This window comes from Marinifilum sp. N1E240 (genome assembly GCF_009295825.1).
Classification (GTDB): Bacteria; Bacteroidota; Bacteroidia; order Bacteroidales; family Marinifilaceae; genus Marinifilum_A; species Marinifilum_A sediminis.
In genome coordinates this window covers 63,055-83,961 of the sequence record NZ_WHKF01000010.1, presented here as the reverse complement: position 1 = coordinate 83,961, position 20,907 = coordinate 63,055, and the positions used below count along the sequence as shown (strand labels likewise).

Here is a 20,907-nt window from a genome sequence, read left to right as displayed (position 1 = left end):
TTACCAATGCCATTCTATTCATTTAATAATATCCTTCCACAAAATACTTTGCAGGATCTTTCCAAATTTTATTTTTATAAAGTTGGTTTTCTCTAATAGCTGCAGTTACATGTAGAGCAACTCCTATTATTTCTTGTCCAACGGTAAGTGACTCCGTTTTATAACTTAAGTCACCCAATTTAATTTCCTTAGCATCATCTTCTATATCAAACAAAACAACTTGCTTCTGTTGTTTATTGAAAGGTGCATTCTCTTTTTTAAATTGTTCCCAATTTTTCAAATAATCATCTTCAAATTTCACTTGCCCCATAAGGCTTGTTGCAAATATTAGAAGTGACAAAAGACTAAATATTGCTTTCATAAGTTCAATTTCTACAAATTATGTTATAAATATATAGAAAATCAATATAGAAAACAATAAAAGAATCAATTAATATATCCAGTCAAGTAGTTGCACCTTATCTATTATTAGTTTTTTAAGAGCACCTCTCATTGTTTCAAAATGAGGACAAGCATAACCGATAAGATTGCCATTTTTTATGCATGAAGCCATAGCTATAATAGCTGCTCCTTTTTCAATCATCATTTTAGCTCTTGAAACCGATTTTTTACCAGATCAACCTCAACAGCTTACAAATCCAATAATATCAGTAGATACATTCTTTAATAAATAACAAAACAAACACACCAACCTATTATTTTACAGCTCCTAATTCGCTAATTCACAATTAACTTTCATTAAAAAAATCAGCTACCTTTTCAAACACAAGATTTAAACTATCCATCACCTTTTCTGAATCAACTTTAGAAGTGGGAAAAGGATTTTCATGTGTGTAATCATAATCAAAATCAATCTCCTCAACCTTAATATTAATCTTTCTAGAGGCTCCCTTTAAAGTATTTTCTATTTCATAAGAAGGGAAAACAGTATCTGCTTTTAATGCTAAAGCATAAATCTCCTTTTCTACTTTCCCAAACAAAGCTTCTCTAAAATCTCTCATTCGATTATATTCTAACATGGCATGAAAAACTTTTCCTTCCAAATGATCCTCTTCAATATAATGGCGTAAAAGACCATCTTTCTTTAAAAAACTATTAAAATGCTCGACTAGATAAGAATATAAGGCGACATTTGCCTCTGAATCCAAAATAAATTTAGAAACTGGCGATAATCGATTAAAAACAGCTCCACTACAAAATAAACACAATTTTACTCCTTTAAAATAATTTTTATAATTCGACAACTTCAAAATCTCAGCAAGTAATCCACCTATAGAATAAGCAAAAATATTAAAAGAAAAATCCTTATCAATTAATTCATGTTTACCATCTTTGCATTCCTCAATAAATTGAATAATATCGTAATATGTTTGTAAGCCCGACCAAATAAATCTTTGTGGCATAGAATGAAGACGCATGCTAATAGCTACATTTGATAAGGATGAACCAATAATATTTGGAAATCGATTCCTTCGATTTTTACTCAATTCAAACATTGCTTTTTTATCACTCCAATACTTTGGTGCTCGTTGCATATGAAAAGCTATAGGGAAGAAAACAACCGCACTTTGAGTTCTTTCACAAATCTCCTGCCCCCATGGTAAATACTTATCCCAAGTTTTTTCATTGAATCCATGAAAAACAAATGTGACTTTTTTAACAAGACTATTCCCTTTGGGCTTTAGGATATTGTACTTGAAATTTTGATTTTCATCAACAACGGTATCTTCTACATGTACGTCATCTTGTATCGAACCAATTTCATTATATTGTAATATACTTTCCTTAAAATCCAGCAAATGCTTTGCACAATGATATTCCGACTTTCCAGGTAAAATATCATGAGCAGTTGAATGAAAATTAAGGCAATGTAACTCCAAATCATTTACTTCAGTTTTTAACTCTCTTTGGATAAATGCCTCTTTTAATTTCAACAGACGATTTGAATAATTCATAATAAAGTATTTATATATTCAATACACCCTATGGATAGATTTTGAAATGAAACTAAATAAAATCAAATTGATTAAAACCTCCACATTAATAGACTTTTTGTCTTTTTAATACATTACAAAGTGACCGTGTTTTACTACCAATTCATAGAGCATAGCGTTTATCAAAACTAATAATTAGTTCTTGATGTACGAAATTCTTAGGTGAAATTCTCAACAACAGTTCAATTGGATTACCTTTGTAAATTCACATTTTTAATTATGCAGAAAATACAGGAAATATTAGCAAACTATACCAACCGAATACTATCATCAAAAATATTACCTGCTCGTAAAGCCTCTTTCGCCGTGATACCGGAAGAAATGAATCCAGAACTGAAGGAATGTATTCGCCAAATGGGCTACGAGCAATTATATTCTCATCAGGCTGAAATGTACAAACGGGCAATTCAAGGTAAATCTGTAGTGATTACTACAGGGACTGCAAGTGGAAAATCCTTATCATTTTACCTTCCGGTAATTCAGCGAATATTAGAGAACCCAAGCCGAAGAGCTCTCTTTATCTATCCTACCAAAGCATTAACTAAGGATCAGCTTCGCAATATTGTAGAGTTTGTTGAATATTTTGGTAAGCATCGCATACAAGCGGGAATTTACGATGGTGATACTCCTGCATCAGAAAGATCGAAAATTCGTGAAGAGGCTAATATCATTCTCACCAATCCGGATATGATTAATGCTACTTTTCTACCTAATCACAATCGTTATGGTTTTCCTCATTTATTTGCCAATTTAGATTTTATCGTAATTGATGAATTACATGCCTACCGAGGAGCTTTTGGATCACACGTATCTAATGTAATGAGGCGTTTATTGCGTGTTTGCAATTATCATGGCAATACACCAAGATTTTTGTGCAGCTCGGCAACCATTGCTAATCCTGCGGAACTGGCTGAAAACATTTGTCATCAAGCTTTTGAATTGATCGAAAAAGATGGTTCGCCTGCACCAGAAAAGGAAATTCATTTTTGGCAACCTGAATATATCAAGGAAGCTCAACGCAAAAGATCAGTAACAGAAGAGTTGAAAGGTTTCCTTCCCGATTTAATAGAAAATTGTACTCGTGTCATTACATTCTGTATGTCGCGAAGGGAAACTGAAGTTGTCACCAAAGAGTGTAGAGATATATTAGCTCAGGATCCTTTAAAATTAGGTCCTGACTTCTCTGATAAAATATCGGCTTACCGTGGTGGCTATACTCCTTTGGAACGTGCGAAAATCGAAAAAGATTTGGTGGATGGAAAAATCTATGGCGTTGTTTCTACATCCGCATTAGAATTGGGTATTGATATTGGAGCTTTAGATATGGTTGTTATGGGTGGATTCCCTGGAACACGTGCGAGTTTTTGGCAGCAATTGGGACGAGCAGGACGAAATGGCAACAAAGCTCATGCTGTTCTCATGCTGAAGGAAAAACCTATGGACCAATATGTAGGAATGAATCCTAATTGGTTGTTAGAATCGGAATCTGAAAATGCAGTAATCGACAAAAACAATTTGTACATACAATTGGCTCACATTCGTGCTGCTTCTGCAGAATTACCACTAAGTATTGATGATATTGCAAGCTTTCCTGACTTGGGAGAAATTATTCCTCTCTTACAAAAAGAAGGTGAAATAAGTGAACACAATGCCCAATACCAATGGAGTGGTCAGATATCGCCTGCTCATGAAATCAGCTTAAGAAATATTACTAGCGATACCATTAAAATCGTTGATCGCGAAAAAGAAAAAACCATTACAACGGTTGATTTAGTTCAGGCAAAAAAGGAATTCTATTCGGGAGCCATTTATCTGCATGACAGCATACAATATAAAAGTTTGGATTTAGATTTGGAAAGCAAAACTGCCTGGGTTAAAGAGGTGGATTCTAATTATTACACAGAACCACATAAACCAGGAACAATTGACATTTTAATGGAGCATGAACAAAATGAGAAACACAGAATCTATTCATGTTTTGGAGATGTTCGTGTTAGCGTTTTAGTTTCAGGATACAAGATGGTACAATTCAATTCTCATCAAAATTTAGGATATGAAGGATTGAATCAGATTCTACAAACACAAATGGAAACGGAAGCTTGCTGGATTCAAATACCTGATAATGTTGTTCATGTATTTGTTGCTACGGGTAAAGCGCCTAGTTTGGAGCCCCAAAAACAAATGCCAGATGATAAAAGCATTCCTCGATTCGATTATACCGAAGGATTGGTGCACTGTTTAAAAGCTGCAGCCTCTATGCGAGTTATGGCAACCTATTCCGACTTAGGTGGAGATATATTTGGTTTTGCTCATCCTAAATCACACCAGCATAAACATGCTATCATTTTATTTGATGAGTATCCAGGAGGATTAGGTTTCTCTGAAAAAGCATACGAATTTTTAAATGAGATTATTCAAAATGCTGGAAATCTACTGAAAAATTGCGCTTGTAATAATGGCTGTCCTGCCTGTGTTGGTGATCATAGAATAAACAAACACCTAATTCTATGGGCTCTTCGCTCCTTTTATAAAGAAGTACCTCTTCCTTCAAATATTCAAATTGACGGATTGGTTCAATATCAAAATAAACCACAAGCAAAAATGCCATGGAAACAGCTTGAAGAAAACTGGCAAGAAGTTTTAAATCGATTTGATCGAGAAAATCTTTTTGGAGCAAGGTTTTTAAAGCAAAGTAGTTTACAAGAAATTAAAAGTTCTAAACTGATTCTTTATTTTTCTGATAGTTCTTTAAAATTGGCACAAAAACCTGACGTAATAGAGGGAATACAATCAGAATTGAGTAAAGTAATCGACCTTCCGGAACATTTTGAGTTACTATTACGTCCTGATGATGGTGAAGTAAATTTGAAAAATCAATTGAAATTACAAAGGATGATGAGTAATGGCAAGGGATATCTAAACAATTAAAAACAACACATTCGCAATAAATTGAGCTTAAAAGGACTACATAGAAAATTTAAAAATACGGAATTCGAAGGCAATGAATTTGATCCTATTGCTGCTTTCGAATCCGAAGGAACTCCAGAAAATCCACATCACATTCCAATGGATAGATTTTCTGAACCTTCAGGTGATTATAGCCAATTTTTTGAGAAAATTAAATCGATACATACCAAATTAGCTATTGCATTAAAAAAACTGAATAATTACCAGTTACAAGCCGTTTTTTCTGATGATAAAAAAGTATTGCTAAGTGCAATGGTTGGAAGTGGAAAAACCACCGTTCTAACTCATAAGGTTTTGTATCTCCATTTTATAAAAGGTGTTCCTTTATCTCAAATGGCAGTTTTAACCTTTACCAATAAAGCTGCACGTGAAATTAAAGAGAGAATTCTGTCGTTTTATGAAAATTCGACACCTCCAGACAATAACGAATTGCGCTACTTTGGAACATTTCATTCTGTTGCCCGCCAATTACTAAAAGAACATTCCAATCTAAGTGAGTTGGGGTTCACACCCACTTTTTCGATTATGGATCAGGAGGCAAAAGAAGATTTTCTACAGCGTCTTATTTTAAGTCATGAATTGGATGTAAAATATCGCAACAAACTCGATAAGCGATTAAAACTATACCGTAATGAAAAGCAAATTCTTTACGGAAACATGAAAAAACCAGATGATTTAGATCAGCTACTTAAACTATCTCGAGAGGAAAAGCAGGCAAATAACCTTATGGATTTCGATGATTTAATTTCAGTTGCCAATTGGCTTCTAAATCAGCAAAAAACATTTCTTCCAAATTGGATTATTGTAGATGAGTTTCAGGATTGTAATAATGAACAACTTGAGTTTATTCGTTATTTAAACGGTATCCAAACTCACTTTTTTGCTGTTGGAGATCCAAACCAAAGTATTTATGCTTGGCGCGGAAGTACAAGTAAAATATTTAAAAATTATATAGAGGACAGTTCATGTAAAATCATGCGACTCCCATTTAATTACAGGACTTCGGGACAAATACTCAATGCTGCTTCATGCTTATTGCAAGAAGATGAAAACGCCTTGCAGGCTACACGTTCAGAAGGAAAAAAATTGATTATACGAAATCATTTCGACGATCATCAGGAAGCATATTATTACGTTCAAAAATTTAAGGAGCTCTATGGTAAAGGTGCTGCATGGGAAGAAATTGCCATTCTTTTTCGAACCAGACAACAAATAACAATATTCGAATCTATTTTTCAGCTAGAAGGCATACCATGTGAAGTGGTAAGCAAAACCAGTTTACGAGAACAAATTGCTCTTTTTTGGTTACAAAAATTACTCCTGTCAGGATTACATCCTAACGACATGGATAGCATTTTACAAGTATTTACTTCCTCAGATTTTGGATGCTTAAATGCTGGAAAAAGATTACTGACCACATTTAATAAGTTTACTGAAGGAAAAAAATTTGAATCGAAATTAGAAGCTTTTTCATACTTCTTATCCGTGAAGCATAAAAAACACAACCAACATATTGAACTTTCACAAAAATTATTGGGTTTACCTGATTATTTATGTTCTAAAAAAGAAAATCAAGACCTTTATAATTATTTATCTCTGGATGTCTTTTTAAAACCAACCTCAATAAACTATCAAGAGTATGTTTCTGATATTAAAATTGCTTTAAAGGAACTTGACCACTATACATCAAAAAATTATTTTGGCGATTGGTTGGAAATATATCAAGCTGCAATGAGTCAGGTTAATTTAGAAGGGCATTTTCAAATTAACAATGGCATACAAAAGATTAGTAATGGAGTTCGATTGTTGACCATTCATGCTGCCAAGGGTTTGGAATTTGACTATGTGTTTCTGAGTGGCGCAAATTCAGGCATTATTCCCTTAGAGCGAAAAAAAGCTAGTCACGATCATTTAAAAGAAGAGAAACGACTGCTATTTGTTGCATTAACTCGTGCCCGAAATCACATGGAAATATCCTGGCATACACAATCCAACGCATGGAATGCTCAGGATGGTCCTTCCTATTTTTTAAATTCAATTCCCAGCTCATTAATTGAAAAACTTTCCCCTTCAGTAGATGCACCAATTCCAAAACATGAGGAAGAAATAAAGATCGAATCCAAAGCAAGTTTAAAATGGCAAATTGGAACTAAGGTAAAACACCCAAAATATGGTACAGGTGAAATAATATCAGCAAATACACAAGATGTAATTTGTGATTTCGGTAAATTTGGAGAAAAAAGTTTTGCCTCAGCCTGGGCTCCACTAGTTAAAGTGTAAATATCACAACAAACTTAACAGTACATTCCATATTTAATGCTAAATTAGATTTCCAATTTAAAAACACTCAATTCATGTATCAGAAAGATTATATCCTTAGAATGATAGAAATGATTGCGGAAGTAATTGCCCGTATTATTGGTTTAGCAAAAAAAGGAGATTCAAAGCAAGCTTCAAAAATTTTAGAAAATTCATATCGTGATTTCTTAAAAGAAGATGCCTCCTATTTTAGAAAAATTCCGAAAAATCAGCTTACTACAGAATTACTTACAAAACACAATTACACAAGTGGGCACTTACAAATATTAGCTGAACTTTTCTTTGTCGAAGGAGAAATGCAATTTACTAATAATAACATTTCTTCAGGGCTTGAATATTTTGAAAAATCCCTATCCCTATTTGAGTTTGTAGAAAAAGAATCCAACGAATTCTCATTAAGTTTGGAAAAGAAAATCAATACCCTAAGATATCGTTTAAATCAAAATTAATTCCAATATTCCTCAATACCATTTGTTAGTACAGACATTCCATCGCGATAGAAGTATTTTGAATTTTGCAGATATTTCTTCGAATCAATTTTATTTATAATCTTATAACTGAAATGGGTTTTGGTTCGATAATAAAAAACAATAGGTTCTAAAACAATTGTAGTATCGTTAAAATGTTCTACCTGTCCAAATATTTTAGAGATTGAATCATTTTGAATAGAAAAATTCTCTATCTGAAAAACATCTTTATCCAGAAATAGATTCTTATACCCAACACTTTGAGGAACATAAAATTTCCGGTCTGTTTTGTAATAAAACCTCTCGTACTTGTAAAAAGCTCTTACTTTATGTTTTTCAGGATTTAATACTGACACCGTTAAGGAAATTTTATTGCCAACCTTCTGATGTTTTTGATTACCTTTTAAAGAATATTTACCAGCGTAGCGTTCTCCATCTACAAAATAAAAATAACGAATGGTTTGCTTCCAACCTTTCCCAAGTTTCCCCATTCGAAATTTTGTCTCATACACAAACGCCTCCTTCTTTATCGTTTCTCCAAAAAAAACTGTTGGTAAAGTGAAACTATTCCATGCATAATAAGTAAAAAAACATAAAATAATTAAGCCCAATATCCAAGGATTTTTATTCCCCATTTTACTTCTCCCTTTATATGATTGTAATTATAATAACTCTTGTGAAATGTTAAATTACACAATCAATAACAATTGAACAATAAGCGAGACATTAGATTCATTTTAAATTAAAAAACTAGTTTTTTATTATATGCTAAAAAACAATAAATCTGTTCGATATTTTTTAAGGAAAATCATACATTTGCTAGTAACCAACTTGAACCTTTACAATGAGTTTTTTTTACAAAAAAAGTAAGGCTGATATTGCCTTGAAATACTTTCACAAGCCTCCGGGATATTACAACTGCGCACAAGCTATTTACAAAGCTTTTCAGGATGAATACAATATTAGCAACGATGAAATTTCTGAATTCGCCAAGTTTGGCAATGGGAAAGCGATAGATGGCAATTGTGGAGCCTATTTTGCAGCTTTGGAATTAATAAAAAACAATCCTGAATTATCTGAAGAGTTTAGCAAAAGGTTTCAAGAAAAATCAGAATTTTTAACCTGTTTTGATATACGTTTTAATTACAGTATGTCCTGCAAAAATCTAGTGAAACTTGCAGCCAACTTACTTGAGGAACTTACTCCAAAAGAGGGAGGCAAATAAATGAAAAAGATTGAAGTTACTGCTGCAATTATTCAAAAAGAAAACCGAATTCTTGCTGCTCAACGAAGTCATAATGATGAGCACAGCCTGAAATGGGAATTTCCTGGTGGAAAAATAGAAGTTGGCGAATCTGCAGAAGAATGCATTGTACGTGAACTTAAGGAAGAATTAAATATTGACACAAAAGTTATAGCTTATTTAGGAGAAAGCGAATACGATTATGGAAATAAAGTAATTCTACTAAAAGCCTTTTTTGTGGAACATATTTCTGGTGAATTTCATACTCATGTTCATCAAAACATTTGTTGGGTAAACATCTCCGATTTGAAAACTTTGGATTGGGCTTCTGCGGACATTGAATTGGTCAATTTACTTTTTCAAAGTTTAAATCAGAGTAATTGATCAACAGAATCCTTCACAAAATCACGAGTGTGATAATCTTGATCTTTTATCTCACCATTCCAAACTACAATATCCAAATCGATCGTTCTCGGACCAAATTTTGGTAAAGTCCGATCTCTTCCCAGTTTATCTTCTAATTGTTTTAAGTATTTGGTAAATTCTTCGATTCCATGATTCGTTTTAACATGAACTGCTCCATTTACAAAATCATCCTGATCAGTAATTCCAATTGGCGCGGTCTTCAGCCATGAAGAATGTTTGCCAACCCAATGATCTTTAGCTAACAAACAGAGCATCCTACGGATATTTTCATCAGCATTAATGTTCGAACCTATACCTAAAATACATTCATTCATGATTAAAAAGTAAGTTTAACGACTAGATTCTAACTCAATAGAAACCGATTCTGCAAAGCGTAAGGCATGAGGTTTGTCAACTTCTACTTTAGCCCATTCTACCTGAGGATTTAGCAGGATTAAATCTAAAATTTGCTGAGTTAAATTCTCTAACATTTTAAATTTCCCTTCCTGAACAAGCGTAATTACCTTTTTTGTAATAGTTTTATAATTGTATGAATTCTCAACATCATCATTCTTAATCGCTTCCTCAACATTAGCTTTAATCGTCATATTAATAACAACGTCTTGCTTGTTTCTCAATTCATCAGGATTAAAACCAATATAAGTTCGAATTAACAAATTTTTCACACGAATAATCGCCATAAGCAAAATTTATAAGAGTTGTTCTCCACCGTCGCAATACAAAATTTGTCCGGTAAGATTTTTATTAGTTAAAATATAATTTATCGATTGCAAAATCGGTTCAATTCCACCAGGAATCTTCATTGGTGTTTTTTCTGCTACCTTTGCTAAGTAATCATCTCCTTTCCCTTCTGGTGATAAAGTTGCTCCCGGAGCTATTCCATTTACACGAATATCAGGACCAAATTCCAATGCTGCCATTTTAGTTAAATGAGCCAGGCCAACCTTGGAAATACTGTATGCCGAATGAGAATTACTATTGCTCGAAATGCGGGTATCCAAAAAATTAATAATATTTCCTTTTTTATTATTTAAAGCAAAATCTCTAGTTAGAACAAAAGGAGCTTTAAGATTGATATCAAACTGATTATTATAAAGTTTTACACTACTTTCACGAATTATACCAGGTTCAAAAACAGATGCATTATTTACCAACAAATCAATTCTTTCGAAATGCATCATCACTTTATCCATTAACTTCTCTACTTCATTTTCATCGCTTAAATCACAATGGAATATTTTAAAAACACCATTTACATATTTTGATTGCAATTCAGCTTGTAATTTTAAAGCTTCTATTTTCGAAGAATTATAATGAATGGCAATATGATATCCCTTTTCAGCCAGATAATTGGATAAATGTTTTCCTATACGCTTTGCTCCTCCAGTTATTAATACTGTTTTATCTTGCATAAACTTAAATTCTACGATTCCCATTAAAGTTATGGAATATCTTTTCTGATAAAAAATTTATGATAAAATAATTTAATGATCGACTAAATTTTTTAGCTTTAAAATTTCCTATTTTTGAGTAGAGAATCAAATTACCAATATTTAAACACAGAAATGACCAAAATAGAAATCGAAAGCCAATTAAAGACTCTTTGTCCTGATTTAAGATTGGGAATTATTCAATGCAAGGTAGAAACCGAAGAAAACAATGCTGCTCTATGGGAAGTAATTAATACCTCTATAAAAAAGAAAACAAATGAATTGAGCATTGAGAAAATTAGGAATTTATCGACGATAAAAAGCTCTAAACAAGGATATAAAACCGTAGGTAAACATCCGAGCAGATATCGATTATCTGCGGAAGCTTTGTTACGCCGAATTGTAAATGAAAAAGGCTTATACAAAATCAATAATATTGTTGATTTGCTGAACTTGGTTTCGATTGAAAGTGGCTTTTCAATAGGAGGTTACAATGCTGATAAAATTACTGGAGATGTAAAATTTGGCATTGGTAAAAAAGAGGAAGATTATCAAGGCATTGGAAAAGGAAAATTAAACATTGAGTTTCTACCTGTATTTAGGGATGATATAGGAGCTTTTGGCAGTCCTACTAGTGATTCAATACGAACTTCAATTAACACCGAATGCACCAACTTTTTAATGATTATTATAAGTTTTCAATCAGAAATTGATTTGCCTGAATCAATGAATTTTGCCATTAATTTGTTGGAAAAATATGCAAAAGCTACATGCATTGAAACAGCAATTATATAATGTAAAAAGTCCGCTTTTAAAATTAGCGGACTTTCCTTTTCAAGTCTGTGTACTTAATTATTGTAATACAAATTTTATTACCGAAGTATAAGAAACTTTCACCGGTTTCCCTCTTTGCATTCCCGGTTGAAATTTAGGTAAATTTTTAATCACCCTTATAGCTTCTTTATCTAGAGAAGGATCAACACCTCTTAAAATTTCTACATTGTAAACACCACCATCTTTCCCAACTATAAATTTCACAAAAACTCTACCAACAATTCCATTTTCCTGGGCAATTACCGGATATTTAATCTTAGAGTAAATGTACCGATAGAGTTCCTCATCTCCTTCCTTTTTATTTTTACAAATATCTGGACGGAAAATTGGCATTTCCTCTACGATTACAAAAATCTGAGCTTCATCATCAACCTCTTCTTCTGCAATAACTTCAATTGGTTGTTGAAATTCAATTTCTGTTTCCTGATCAATGTCGATTTCAATAATCTCTAATTCTTCTTCAACTTCAACATCATCATCAACTATTGTAATCACATCGGTTACCCTGATTTTGGGAGGCAGTTTTGGTGGAACTTTTATCTCTTCCTGTCTGGTAATCGGTACCATTTCCTCATCAATTGTAAACTCACCAACTTGTTTAAAATCTACAACTTCTTTTACATTCGATTTCCATTCAAAAGAAATAAAGGTTATCGCCAGAGCCACAACTAATCCAATTTCAAAGAATAACGATTTACGTTTTTCCAAATCAACATTTGGATTCTTCTTAGGTATCATAGCTAAAGATTTTTAAGGTAACATGACGATAAAAATAGAACCGCAAGCCTAGCACTTAAGTAAGCTGTTTTGTATTAGGTTGCGGATCTTATGAGAGAATGAATTCAATGAACGTTGTGCTAATTGATAATACGAAATTTAAGCTTTATAGTTTCGGAAAAAATCTTTCTATAATGATTAATTTGATTATTGCAATTTGAAATTCACATAAGCCGAATAGTAAACTGGAACAGCCTTATTTCTTTGCATTCCTGCTTTAAACTTAGGAAGCTTTTTTATGACACGGATCACCTCCTTATCGAGCGATGGATCAACAGAACGAGTAATTTCTATGTTACCTATATCTCCATTTTTTGTTACCACAAATCTTACAAAAACCTTACCCTCAATACAAGATTCTTGAGCTATGGCGGGATACTTTACCATTTTTTGAACTGTTCTGAATAAATCTATCTGTCCTTCTTCAAAAGTTCTATTTTTGGAAGGATTAAAAATTGGCATATCTTCAACAATTACAAAAGTCGTCACCTCGTCATCTTCTATAACATCATCAAAGACAGGTAAAGGAATATCTTCACCAGGATCACCAAAAGAGTCTTCAGGCTCATAAGGATCAACCTCATCATCATCATCTACTACTAATGGATCTAATAATACCAATTTCTTAATTTTTGGTGGTTCATTAGGCTTTTCGGGTTCCCTAAAAGTAACCGGAATTAGCTCATCTGTAACGTCCCAAGCTACAAAATCTATATCCTCTGCCTCTTCCATAGGAACCCGATATTCGAAAGCCATTAATACAAACAAAAAACTAAATACAAAACCGAATTGTAAAAACAATACTCTTTTTCTTTCAAGATTATATTTTGGATTCTTTTTCTCTTTCATAGTTTTCAATTTTAATGAAACAATCTATTTTCTTTTAAATCTTAAACTATTTTTTTAGTTATACTGGATAAAAAAATATCACTGCAAAACAAACGATATGTATCCGCTAAACCAAACACTAGCAGGTCTGTTTCGCTGCATGCCAGGCTTAAACTTCGGTAAGTTTCTAACAACTCTAATCGCTTCTTTATCCAATGCTGGGTCAACCGATCTAACTACCTGTACATTTGTAATATCTCCTGTTTTTGAAACAACAAATTTTACAAAAACTTTCCCTTGAATACCATTCTCTTGCGCAATAATTGGGTATTTGGTCATTTTCTGCATGGTTATAAACAAATCCCTCAATCCCTCTTCGTAAGTTTTATTCTTTCGTGGATTAAAAATTGGCATATTTTCAACTCTTACAAATGGAGTATCTTCATCAATAATTTCCTCTTCTTCTACAACATCCTGTATATCATATGAATCATCTTCCGAAGCATCAGAATCTACAATTTCCAAATCATCCTCCTCATCTTCATCTTCTGTTATCATTATATCTAACAGATCTAATTTTTTAACCTTGATCTCTTGTTTAGGTTTTTCTTTATCTTGTACGGTAATGGGAATCATTTCATCTAATTCTTCAAGAGGATCAAAATCAAGTACAGCTGTTTCTTCAATTGGGGTTTTGTATTCAAAAGCTGCAAAAACAATAGCAAAACTCAATAAGAAACCGATCTGTAGAAACATAGATCTTTTCTTTTCTAAATCGTGGCGTGGGTTTTTCTTAATTTCCATAATATTGATTTTTTGGTTAGACAATAAATTGGTTTATTTTTTTCTCCTAAAAAAATAGTTACTGAACTAAATTCTTAGTTAATATACGTAAAAAAATTTATTAATTCAAAGCAAAACGAATAGGAATTGTATAACTAACTGCAACTTTAGTTCCATTTTGTTCTCCTGGAGACCATTTTGGCATTGCATTAACCATGCGTAAGGCTTCCGTATTTAACTCAACATTTGCACCTTTAAGCACATATGCATCCGATACACTACCATCTTCATTCACCATAAATTTCACAAATACATACCCCTCATATCCTTGTTCTGCTGCTAAAACAGGATATTTTACATTTCGTGCAATATATTTACGCAATGCGATTCGTCCACCTGGAAATTCTGGCAATTTTTCTGCAACAATATATCCATTCGATTTAGAAACACTTTCTTTTAGCTTAAGTACGTTATCCAGATGATAATCTGATGCATTTTTAATTTTTGCAACTAATGGTTCAGGTGTATTGATGGATTCAACTCTAAAATTATTTAGCTCAAAATTAACAGGGAATGAATAAGCCACATTTACAAAACTTCCCTTGTTTTTTCCAGGCTTCCAATCAGGCAATTCTGAAATTACCCTTTTAGCTTCAGCATTTAAGCTAGGATGTTCACTACGTATTACATTAACATTCTTTACATTTCCCTCTTTTCCTACTACAAAAGATACAAACACTCTTCCTTCTATTCCATTCAATTGAGCCTTGTCAGGATAGTTAATCTTACTCTTGATAAATTTTTGAAGAGCCTTAATACCACCAGGGTAAACAGGCATTACATCAGCAATATGATATACCTTATTTGGGTTCACTTTATCCTTATGCTCCAGACTTCTAATAGCATGAGCGTTGTTTTTATTTGTAAATGTAAACTCATCTTTCGAATCTAATGAGTAAATATCACTCGAGAATGAATAAAATCGTTTTAAATCTGAAGAAACAAATTCACTAATTGAAAAATTTGTCGATAATTTCTCTTTTTCTTCAATGGTGAAAGCAAAAGCTGAAAACAAAACCGCAAAAATTGGAAGTAAGAGTAATAACTTAACCAGAGCAATTTTTGGTGTTTTAATTTTCCCTAGCATAGAAATTCTCTTCTTTAGAGTAGATTGCCCGAAATTATTTGCCAATCTAAATAATTCTCCTCCTGCAAATTGATTGACAATGTGCATTTTGTACTCATTGGCATTTATGTGTCCCTTAACAACACGATCATCCGCCAGATATTCATGGACTTCTTGTAATGAAGATTTATACATCCACACAAATGGATTCAACCAAAATAAAACAGATAGAACCTCAATGATTATTAAATCGAATGTATGCAATTCATCTACATGAACTCTTTCATGCGCCAGTATGGAATTAAATTCAGGTTTTCCATAATCCTCTTTGCAAATGAAAATTGAATTTAAAAATGAAAATGGCGGATAATTGTCTTTCATTACCACCAATTGCACTCCATCTTTTTTAATTCTTTTATTGGTTCTGCTCCATATCAGAAGCTGAATTAAATTTTTCAGAAAACGAACCGATAATAATAAAGCCCCTATAAAATATATAAAACCAAGGTATTGATACCAGCTATATGATTTCTCAACAATTGGAGTAACAACCACCTCTCCTAACATATTACTATTTAGATATTGATGAGAAGTAACTACAACTGCCTCAATCATTGCCAAATCAACAGTTGCTGAACCACTTTCGGGCTGAAATGGAATTTTTAAAGATGGGATAAGTAACGAAGCGGCTAAAGTCAACAACAAAAACACACGATTGACCCTAAAGAAAGTATCTCTCTTAAGGAACAACGAATACAAAGCATAAAAAAATGCCATGCAAATTGTTGATTGAAGAAAATATAAAATAATGCCTGTTACCATTCAAATTTTTAGCTATCGCTTTGTCTTTTAATTTGTTCTTCTACCATTCTTTTTACCTCTTCCAGCTCAGATAAACTAACTTGTTCCTCTTTAGCAAAAAATGAAACCATATCACGATACGAATTGGAAAAGTAATTTCGCACAAAACCTTTCATAAACTTTCTGGTATATTCTTTTTTTGTAATCAGAGGATGGTAACGATGACTTTTACCATAAGCTACGTGACCAACAAATCCTTTTTTTTCGAGGATTCTAACAATAGTAGAAACGGTATTATAGGCAGGTTTAGGTTCAGGTATCAGTTCAATTACCTCCTTTACAAATGCACTTTCTAATTCCCATAGAATTTGCATCACCTGTTCTTCCGCTCTTGTTAATTCTTTCATTGTTTTTTGTTTTGTATAAAAGTGGGACATTGATCTTTAAAAAGAATAGGATTAGTTTTCTCAGATCATAGACATAAATATAGAACTATCTTTTTAGTTTTGCAAGGATATATTAATAATAGAATTGCCAAAAAATTACAACCAACTATTATACAGACCTATAAAGTCAAATTAAATTTCAATCTGAAACGCATCAGCATCAAGTAGTACCGGAAATTTCTTTCTAAAATCCTTTAAATCTTTCAAGTTTAATTCCGAGGAAATAATTTCAGATTTATTATCCTCGCATTTTGCAATAAGTTTTCCCTTGGCATCAATAAAACATGTATCTCCTTTATAGGTCAGGTTCAATCCATCTTCACCAATACGATTAACACCTGCAACATAGGTTTGATTTTCAATAGCTCTTGCCTTTAATAACGTATTCCAGACCTCTCTTCTTGCCGATGGCCAGTTGGCAACATAAATAAGCAGATCATAATTATTCGTATTTCTACTCCAAACAGGAAACCGAAGATCATAACAAACCAAAGGACAAATACGCCAATTGCCAATTTTAAAAACCTTACGCTCTTTACCGGCAGAGAAATGCTTATTCTCCTCTCCCATCCTAAACAAGTGTCTTTTATCGTAACTGCACATTACACCGGATTGATTAACAACATACAATCTATTAAAGTATTGTCCTTGCTCTTCAACAATTATGCTACCAACAATAACAGTGTGGAGTTTTGAAGCTTGCTTCTGCATCCAGCCCAACGTAATAGCTTCATACGGAGCAATTCGTTCCTTTTCATTCATTAAAAAACCCGAAGTAAACATTTCAGGTAAAATCACTAAGTCCGTTTTTTCATTTAAACCAACAAGTAACTTGGATAAATGATTTAAATTTTCTTCTACATCTCCCCATTCTAATGAAGATTGAATCAAACTCACATTCAATAAATCAGTCATATCAGCAATTCTATAATCCTGTGGAGAATTTCTCCGGATATTTTGGTTTGCAACCTATATAAGCACTCTTAATATACTTCATATCTTTCTCAACATCCCCCGTAGGATAAAAAGCTTCGCCACATGTTAAGCTCTTTTCTTCATAATCAATTTTCGCCAAATAAATTGGCACATTAGCCTTTAAGGCAATATAGTAAAATCCTCTCTTCCATTCAGTTCTCAAACTTCGGCTACCTTCAGGCGAAAGTGAAAGGTAAAGAGAATCTCTTTTTGCAAATTCCTCAGCCAACTGATCCGTCATATTTCCCTTTTTCGATCGATCAATGGGAATTACTCCCCATGATTTTAAAAGGTACTTTATAGGAAAAACATACATCTCTTTTTTCATTAAAATAGTTGTTTTTATTCCATAAGCTAAGAAAGTAAGTTTTCCCCAAACAAAATCCCAATTTGAAGTATGCGGTACCGCAATTATTACTGCTTTTTTAATCTCCGGAATTTCACCTATGTATTTCCAACCAAACATTTTCATGATCAGTCTGCTTAATTTTGCTCTCATTTTTATGTATTAATATTTGTATTGCAAAACAATCAATTCTTTGTTTGTAAAACAACTCCTCATTATCCTTTTTCCACTAAAAGGTGCAAAAAGCGTAAAGAATTCTAATAAAAATTATTATTTTTTAGGAAATCTTACTAATCTTACGCATTATTATCAACCACAAAAAAAATTACTGATTTTGGCTTTTCTACAAAAGGACTCTATATTTTCGGGGAAATGGTTTTATAATTATTCTCTAGTATTTGCCGGTGCATTTATTATGGCTGCCGGATTTGTTTTTTTTATCGTTCCCTACGATTTAGTTCCTGGTAGTATATACGGAATTGGAATTGTTATTAACAAACTGACTGTAGGTTTATTTCCTCAAGGATTATTCGGTGCACTTAATCCAGATGATTATACTGGGTTTTTCTCAGGATTGCTATATCATTTTATGGATTACTCCAATGATTTATTCCGACGCTTTGGTGGTGGAATTCCCGTTGGAATTGCCAGTTTGGCTATAAATATTCCTTTAAGTTTTATTGGTGTTAAGATATTAGGTCCGAGATTTGGGATAAAAACAGTCATCTCGTTTATTCTTTGTGCACTTTTTATTGATACACTTACAGCTTGGTGGGGAGTTATTCCATTAGTTGATGATGTTTTGTTATCGTGTATTTTTGGAGGTATTTTAATTGGTTTTGGTTTGGGTTTAATTCTTAAAGCCAGAGCAACATCTGCCGGCTCAGATATTCTAGCAATGATTACCGCTAAGTACCTTAAAATGCCTTTAGGGCAAACTGTAATTTATATCGATTCATTAATTGTTCTATGTAGTTTGTATATTAAACCTGATTGGCAAATTCCACTTTATTCATGGATTGTTGTGTTCATTATCGGAAAAGTTATTGATATAACTATGCAAGGTTCTAATTATGAAAAGGCTTTGTTCATTATATCAGACAAATACGAAGAAATTAAGGATAAAGTAATTGGTGATATGAATAGAGGCGGCACCTTTTTAAAAGGTACTGGAATGTATGATGGTAGTGAAAAAAATATGATTTTTATGGTTGTTAATCGCCGTGAACTGTCAATGCTACAGGACTACATCCATTCCATTGACTCTAACGCTTTTATAACCGTAATGGAAACAAATGAAATATTAGGGAAAGGCTTCAAATCTCTTAACGATAGATCTTAAGAATTAACATTATTCACCCATTAGAAAAAACCTAGATAATGACTTTCTCCAGTTATCATTCTGTAATTCCTTTATCTTTACATTCAATAAATCAGTGTAATGTTTAGGCATTTCACAACCTCCAACTTCTAGAAACAACTTAAACAATTCACAATCTGCCTCCGGAATTTCTGTTAAATCCATTCTTAAAATGTATATTCTCAGTTTCTCCTCTTCTTCTAGAGTAGTATTTCCTGAATAATACTTTAGTAAGAATTCGTGACAATTCATATCATTTAAAATGCCTTTAGGATCAATCTTAGCTCGAATTAATTTTCGTGTATTTGCTAATATAGATATTACATTATTTATCCCTAAACCAACCACAATTGAGATTTCATCGATACTTAATCTTGTCAGTGATCGAAGGCACATTACCTCTGCCTGAACAGGTGCCAGATCTTTTATAAGTTTGCAAAACAAATCTAACACCGGATTAACTTCCAATTCTGTTGATCCATTCTGCACTGCTGATTGCCTACAATAAGATGCTTTATTTTTGGCCAAATTACGCGCTACTTTAAATGCGTAGGTTATTTCTGTATGTGAAAAATTCTTTCTTTTTTTCCAGCATTCCTCTATCGTTAAAGAAACAACCTCCATTGTTTCTTCAGGATTTTTTAAAATACAAAAAACGTAACTGTATATCTTATTCGCATTGGAAAAGATAAACGTATTAAAATGAGATTTATCCATTAAGTATGTAGTAGTCATAGTTTAGTGACACATTGGTCACAATAATCATTGTTTACTTGCAATAATTATAAATGTTACAGCTAAAAAAAACAAAACGAGTACTATTGCTAATACTCGTCAAAAATTCAATCCCTTACTTTAGTGGTGAATTGGGTTCTTTTGCCATATGATTGTAAGTTAATTTCTCTAATAAAGAAGGAAACCATTTTTTTAACCAAACCGTTATTTTTCCTTCTACAAAAGTCATAATTAACTCTCGTTTACGTTTCACCACAGCTTTAGCAATTAATCGCGCACATTCTTCAGCACTCATCATTTTATCTTCGTCACGTGGAGTTTCTCCCTGACTTGAACCATCAGCCGTTAAGGCAACATTTCTTACGTTGGAAGCTGTAAATCCAGGTGCAGCTACCAATACGTGCACCCCAGTTTTTAAGTTCTCTACTCTTAATGTATCTAAAAAGCCACGAATAGCATATTTAGAAGCTGAGTATCCCGATCGTGCTGGTAAACCAATATATCCAGCAATAGAAATAACACCAACTACTGAGCCTTTTGCTTTAGTAATATATGGCATAGCATATTTGGTACAGTACACCGTTCCCCAGAAATTTACATCCATTAATTGTTTTAAAACCGATAGGTCTAAATCTGCAAAAAGTGCTCTCATGGATATTCCTGCATTGTTAATAAGAACATCGATAACTCCAAAACGCTCAATCGATTTTTCCATTAAACCCTTACAATCCTCCTCAATGCTAACATCGGTTTTCACAGATAAAACTTCAGTGCCATTCGCCAATAATTCATTTTCAACTTCTTTCAATTTATCGGTATTACGAGCTGCCAATACAACTTTCGATCCTCGGGATGCAAATTCAAATGCCAATGCTTTACCAATTCCAGATGAAGCTCCGGTTATTACTACAACTTTATTTTCCATGAAGACGAATCGTTAAGAGTTAAATCTATTAAAATGGAATTTCTCAGTCATCAGATATAATATTAGATCCAATTTTAGCTGAAAAATTCGATCACAAAATTAAAATTATTTTTCGTTTATGACGT

At 32.8% G+C, this 20,907-nt stretch carries 22 protein-coding genes and 1 pseudogene; 7 read left to right on the top strand and 16 right to left on the bottom strand.

Translation table 11 applies throughout. The features are described from left to right. Positions 1-22 precede the first annotated feature (22 nt). The 3 genes and pseudogenes from GCQ56_RS17920 to GCQ56_RS17910 form a co-directional block, all read right to left on the bottom strand. A complete protein-coding gene (locus tag GCQ56_RS17920; RefSeq protein WP_152735909.1) occupies positions 23-361 on the bottom strand; it encodes a hypothetical protein in 339 nt (112 codons plus the stop codon). 69 nt (positions 362-430) lie between these two features. Next, positions 431-601 (bottom strand): annotated as a pseudogene (locus GCQ56_RS17915) (hypothetical protein); the annotation flags it as partial. 127 nt (positions 602-728) lie between these two features. Continuing rightward, positions 729-1,955 carry a DUF6051 family protein gene (locus GCQ56_RS17910; protein ID WP_152735907.1) on the bottom strand — a complete coding sequence of 409 codons (1,227 nt, stop codon included), beginning with the start codon at positions 1,953-1,955 and terminating at the stop codon, positions 729-731. A gap of 258 nt (positions 1,956-2,213) precedes the next feature. On the opposite strand from GCQ56_RS17910, the gene GCQ56_RS17905 reads away from it, so the two are divergent. The 3 genes from GCQ56_RS17905 (at position 2,214) to GCQ56_RS17895 (ending at position 7,729) form a co-directional block, all read left to right on the top strand. Further along, positions 2,214-4,922 carry a DEAD/DEAH box helicase gene (locus tag GCQ56_RS17905; RefSeq protein ID WP_152735906.1) on the top strand — a complete coding sequence of 903 codons (2,709 nt, stop codon included), beginning with the start codon at positions 2,214-2,216 and terminating at the stop codon, positions 4,920-4,922. A gap of 21 nt (positions 4,923-4,943) precedes the next feature. Beyond that, positions 4,944-7,241 carry an ATP-dependent helicase gene (locus tag GCQ56_RS17900; RefSeq protein ID WP_152735905.1) on the top strand — a complete coding sequence of 766 codons (2,298 nt, stop codon included), beginning with the start codon at positions 4,944-4,946 and terminating at the stop codon, positions 7,239-7,241. 74 nt (positions 7,242-7,315) lie between these two features. Further along, positions 7,316-7,729, top strand: coding sequence for a hypothetical protein (locus tag GCQ56_RS17895; protein ID WP_152735904.1), 414 nt, complete (start codon positions 7,316-7,318; stop codon positions 7,727-7,729). Here the strand turns inward: GCQ56_RS17895 and GCQ56_RS17890 are convergent. Then, positions 7,726-8,382: a hypothetical protein gene (locus tag GCQ56_RS17890; protein WP_152735903.1), complete on the bottom strand. Its 657-nt coding sequence runs from the start codon at positions 8,380-8,382 to the stop codon at positions 7,726-7,728. The two genes, GCQ56_RS17895 and GCQ56_RS17890, sit on opposite strands and share 4 nt — an antisense overlap. Positions 8,383-8,591: 209 nt before the next feature. On the opposite strand from GCQ56_RS17890, the gene GCQ56_RS17885 reads away from it, so the two are divergent. Both GCQ56_RS17885 and GCQ56_RS17880 read left to right on the top strand, forming a co-directional pair. Then, on the top strand, positions 8,592-8,972 hold the full coding sequence (locus GCQ56_RS17885; RefSeq protein WP_152735902.1) for a C-GCAxxG-C-C family (seleno)protein: 381 nt from the start codon (positions 8,592-8,594) through the stop codon (positions 8,970-8,972). Further along, positions 8,973-9,374, top strand: a complete 402-nt coding sequence (locus GCQ56_RS17880) for a (deoxy)nucleoside triphosphate pyrophosphohydrolase (RefSeq protein ID WP_152735901.1) — start codon at positions 8,973-8,975, stop codon at positions 9,372-9,374. It begins immediately after the preceding gene. Here GCQ56_RS17880 and folK read toward each other — a convergent pair. From folK to GCQ56_RS17865, 3 genes are read right to left on the bottom strand one after another with little or no spacing between them, the layout of a single operon-like run. Beyond that, positions 9,362-9,730: a 2-amino-4-hydroxy-6-hydroxymethyldihydropteridine diphosphokinase gene (gene folK, locus GCQ56_RS17875; RefSeq protein ID WP_152735900.1), complete on the bottom strand. Its 369-nt coding sequence runs from the start codon at positions 9,728-9,730 to the stop codon at positions 9,362-9,364. The genes GCQ56_RS17880 and folK overlap by 13 nt on opposite strands. Positions 9,731-9,745: 15 nt before the next feature. Then, positions 9,746-10,096 (bottom strand): dihydroneopterin triphosphate 2'-epimerase, encoded by a 351-nt coding sequence (gene folX, locus GCQ56_RS17870; RefSeq protein ID WP_152735899.1) that lies wholly within the window; start codon positions 10,094-10,096, stop codon positions 9,746-9,748. Between the two features lie 9 nt (positions 10,097-10,105). Then, positions 10,106-10,828: an SDR family NAD(P)-dependent oxidoreductase gene (locus GCQ56_RS17865; RefSeq protein WP_193323831.1), complete on the bottom strand. Its 723-nt coding sequence runs from the start codon at positions 10,826-10,828 to the stop codon at positions 10,106-10,108. A gap of 114 nt (positions 10,829-10,942) precedes the next feature. Between GCQ56_RS17865 and GCQ56_RS17860 the strand changes: the two genes are divergently transcribed. Then, a complete protein-coding gene (locus tag GCQ56_RS17860) occupies positions 10,943-11,641 on the top strand; it encodes a B3/4 domain-containing protein (protein ID WP_227006109.1) in 699 nt (232 codons plus the stop codon). Positions 11,642-11,698: 57 nt separating this feature from the next. Here GCQ56_RS17860 and GCQ56_RS17855 read toward each other — a convergent pair whose 3' ends face one another. The 7 genes from GCQ56_RS17855 to GCQ56_RS17825 form a co-directional block, all read right to left on the bottom strand. Then, positions 11,699-12,418, bottom strand: a complete 720-nt coding sequence (locus GCQ56_RS17855; RefSeq protein WP_152735896.1) for an energy transducer TonB — start codon at positions 12,416-12,418, stop codon at positions 11,699-11,701. A gap of 186 nt (positions 12,419-12,604) precedes the next feature. Next, the gene (locus tag GCQ56_RS17850) at positions 12,605-13,306 is read right to left on the bottom strand and encodes an energy transducer TonB (protein WP_152735895.1); all 702 of its coding nucleotides are present in this window, start codon (positions 13,304-13,306) and stop codon (positions 12,605-12,607) included. Between the two features lie 78 nt (positions 13,307-13,384). Then, positions 13,385-14,089: an energy transducer TonB gene (locus GCQ56_RS17845; RefSeq protein ID WP_152735894.1), complete on the bottom strand. Its 705-nt coding sequence runs from the start codon at positions 14,087-14,089 to the stop codon at positions 13,385-13,387. Positions 14,090-14,189: 100 nt separating this feature from the next. Continuing rightward, positions 14,190-15,971, bottom strand: coding sequence for a M56 family metallopeptidase (locus GCQ56_RS17840; protein WP_193323830.1), 1,782 nt, complete (start codon positions 15,969-15,971; stop codon positions 14,190-14,192). Positions 15,972-16,024: 53 nt separating this feature from the next. Then, a complete protein-coding gene (locus GCQ56_RS17835; protein ID WP_152735892.1) occupies positions 16,025-16,402 on the bottom strand; it encodes a BlaI/MecI/CopY family transcriptional regulator in 378 nt (125 codons plus the stop codon). Between the two features lie 171 nt (positions 16,403-16,573). Then, a complete protein-coding gene (locus GCQ56_RS17830) occupies positions 16,574-17,356 on the bottom strand; it encodes an amidohydrolase (RefSeq protein WP_152735891.1) in 783 nt (260 codons plus the stop codon). A 10-nt stretch (positions 17,357-17,366) separates the two neighbouring features. Further along, complete coding sequence (locus GCQ56_RS17825) at positions 17,367-17,915, bottom strand: 1-acyl-sn-glycerol-3-phosphate acyltransferase (RefSeq protein ID WP_152735890.1); 549 nt, start codon at positions 17,913-17,915, stop codon at positions 17,367-17,369. Between the two features lie 181 nt (positions 17,916-18,096). Between GCQ56_RS17825 and GCQ56_RS17820 the strand changes: the two genes are divergently transcribed. Then, complete coding sequence (locus GCQ56_RS17820; protein ID WP_152735889.1) at positions 18,097-19,104, top strand: YitT family protein; 1,008 nt, start codon at positions 18,097-18,099, stop codon at positions 19,102-19,104. A 9-nt stretch (positions 19,105-19,113) separates the two neighbouring features. Here the strand turns inward: GCQ56_RS17820 and GCQ56_RS17815 are convergent, their stop codons facing one another. Together GCQ56_RS17815 and GCQ56_RS17810 are read right to left on the bottom strand one after the other, a co-directional pair. After that, entirely contained in the window at positions 19,114-19,857 is a 744-nt protein-coding gene (locus GCQ56_RS17815) for an RNA polymerase sigma factor (protein ID WP_152735888.1), read from the bottom strand. A 115-nt stretch (positions 19,858-19,972) separates the two neighbouring features. After that, the gene (locus tag GCQ56_RS17810) at positions 19,973-20,782 is read right to left on the bottom strand and encodes an SDR family oxidoreductase (RefSeq protein ID WP_152735887.1); all 810 of its coding nucleotides are present in this window, start codon (positions 20,780-20,782) and stop codon (positions 19,973-19,975) included. Positions 20,783-20,907: the final 125 nt, after the last annotated feature.

What these genes read in the sequence shown, in the direction of transcription:
- GCQ56_RS17920 (WP_152735909.1), bottom strand. Translation starts at nt 361, where the DNA reads ATGAAAGCAATATTTAGTCTTTTGTCACTTCTAATATTTGCAACAAGC.
- GCQ56_RS17910 (WP_152735907.1), bottom strand. Translation starts at nt 1,955, where the DNA reads ATGAATTATTCAAATCGTCTGTTGAAATTAAAAGAGGCATTTATCCAA.
- GCQ56_RS17905 (WP_152735906.1), top strand. Translation starts at nt 2,214, where the DNA reads ATGCAGAAAATACAGGAAATATTAGCAAACTATACCAACCGAATACTA.
- GCQ56_RS17895 (WP_152735904.1), top strand. Translation starts at nt 7,316, where the DNA reads ATGTATCAGAAAGATTATATCCTTAGAATGATAGAAATGATTGCGGAA.
- GCQ56_RS17890 (WP_152735903.1), bottom strand. Translation starts at nt 8,382, where the DNA reads ATGGGGAATAAAAATCCTTGGATATTGGGCTTAATTATTTTATGTTTT.
- GCQ56_RS17885 (WP_152735902.1), top strand. Translation starts at nt 8,592, where the DNA reads ATGAGTTTTTTTTACAAAAAAAGTAAGGCTGATATTGCCTTGAAATAC.
- GCQ56_RS17880 (WP_152735901.1), top strand. Translation starts at nt 8,973, where the DNA reads ATGAAAAAGATTGAAGTTACTGCTGCAATTATTCAAAAAGAAAACCGA.
- folK (WP_152735900.1), bottom strand. Translation starts at nt 9,730, where the DNA reads ATGAATGAATGTATTTTAGGTATAGGTTCGAACATTAATGCTGATGAA.
- folX (WP_152735899.1), bottom strand. Translation starts at nt 10,096, where the DNA reads ATGGCGATTATTCGTGTGAAAAATTTGTTAATTCGAACTTATATTGGT.
- GCQ56_RS17865 (WP_193323831.1), bottom strand. Translation starts at nt 10,828, where the DNA reads ATGCAAGATAAAACAGTATTAATAACTGGAGGAGCAAAGCGTATAGGA.
- GCQ56_RS17855 (WP_152735896.1), bottom strand. Translation starts at nt 12,418, where the DNA reads ATGATACCTAAGAAGAATCCAAATGTTGATTTGGAAAAACGTAAATCG.
- GCQ56_RS17850 (WP_152735895.1), bottom strand. Translation starts at nt 13,306, where the DNA reads ATGAAAGAGAAAAAGAATCCAAAATATAATCTTGAAAGAAAAAGAGTA.
- GCQ56_RS17845 (WP_152735894.1), bottom strand. Translation starts at nt 14,089, where the DNA reads ATGGAAATTAAGAAAAACCCACGCCACGATTTAGAAAAGAAAAGATCT.
- GCQ56_RS17840 (WP_193323830.1), bottom strand. Translation starts at nt 15,971, where the DNA reads ATGGCATTTTTTTATGCTTTGTATTCGTTGTTCCTTAAGAGAGATACT.
- GCQ56_RS17835 (WP_152735892.1), bottom strand. Translation starts at nt 16,402, where the DNA reads ATGAAAGAATTAACAAGAGCGGAAGAACAGGTGATGCAAATTCTATGG.
- GCQ56_RS17830 (WP_152735891.1), bottom strand. Translation starts at nt 17,356, where the DNA reads ATGACTGATTTATTGAATGTGAGTTTGATTCAATCTTCATTAGAATGG.
- GCQ56_RS17825 (WP_152735890.1), bottom strand. Translation starts at nt 17,915, where the DNA reads ATGAGAGCAAAATTAAGCAGACTGATCATGAAAATGTTTGGTTGGAAA.
- GCQ56_RS17815 (WP_152735888.1), bottom strand. Translation starts at nt 19,857, where the DNA reads ATGACTACTACATACTTAATGGATAAATCTCATTTTAATACGTTTATC.
- GCQ56_RS17810 (WP_152735887.1), bottom strand. Translation starts at nt 20,782, where the DNA reads ATGGAAAATAAAGTTGTAGTAATAACCGGAGCTTCATCTGGAATTGGT.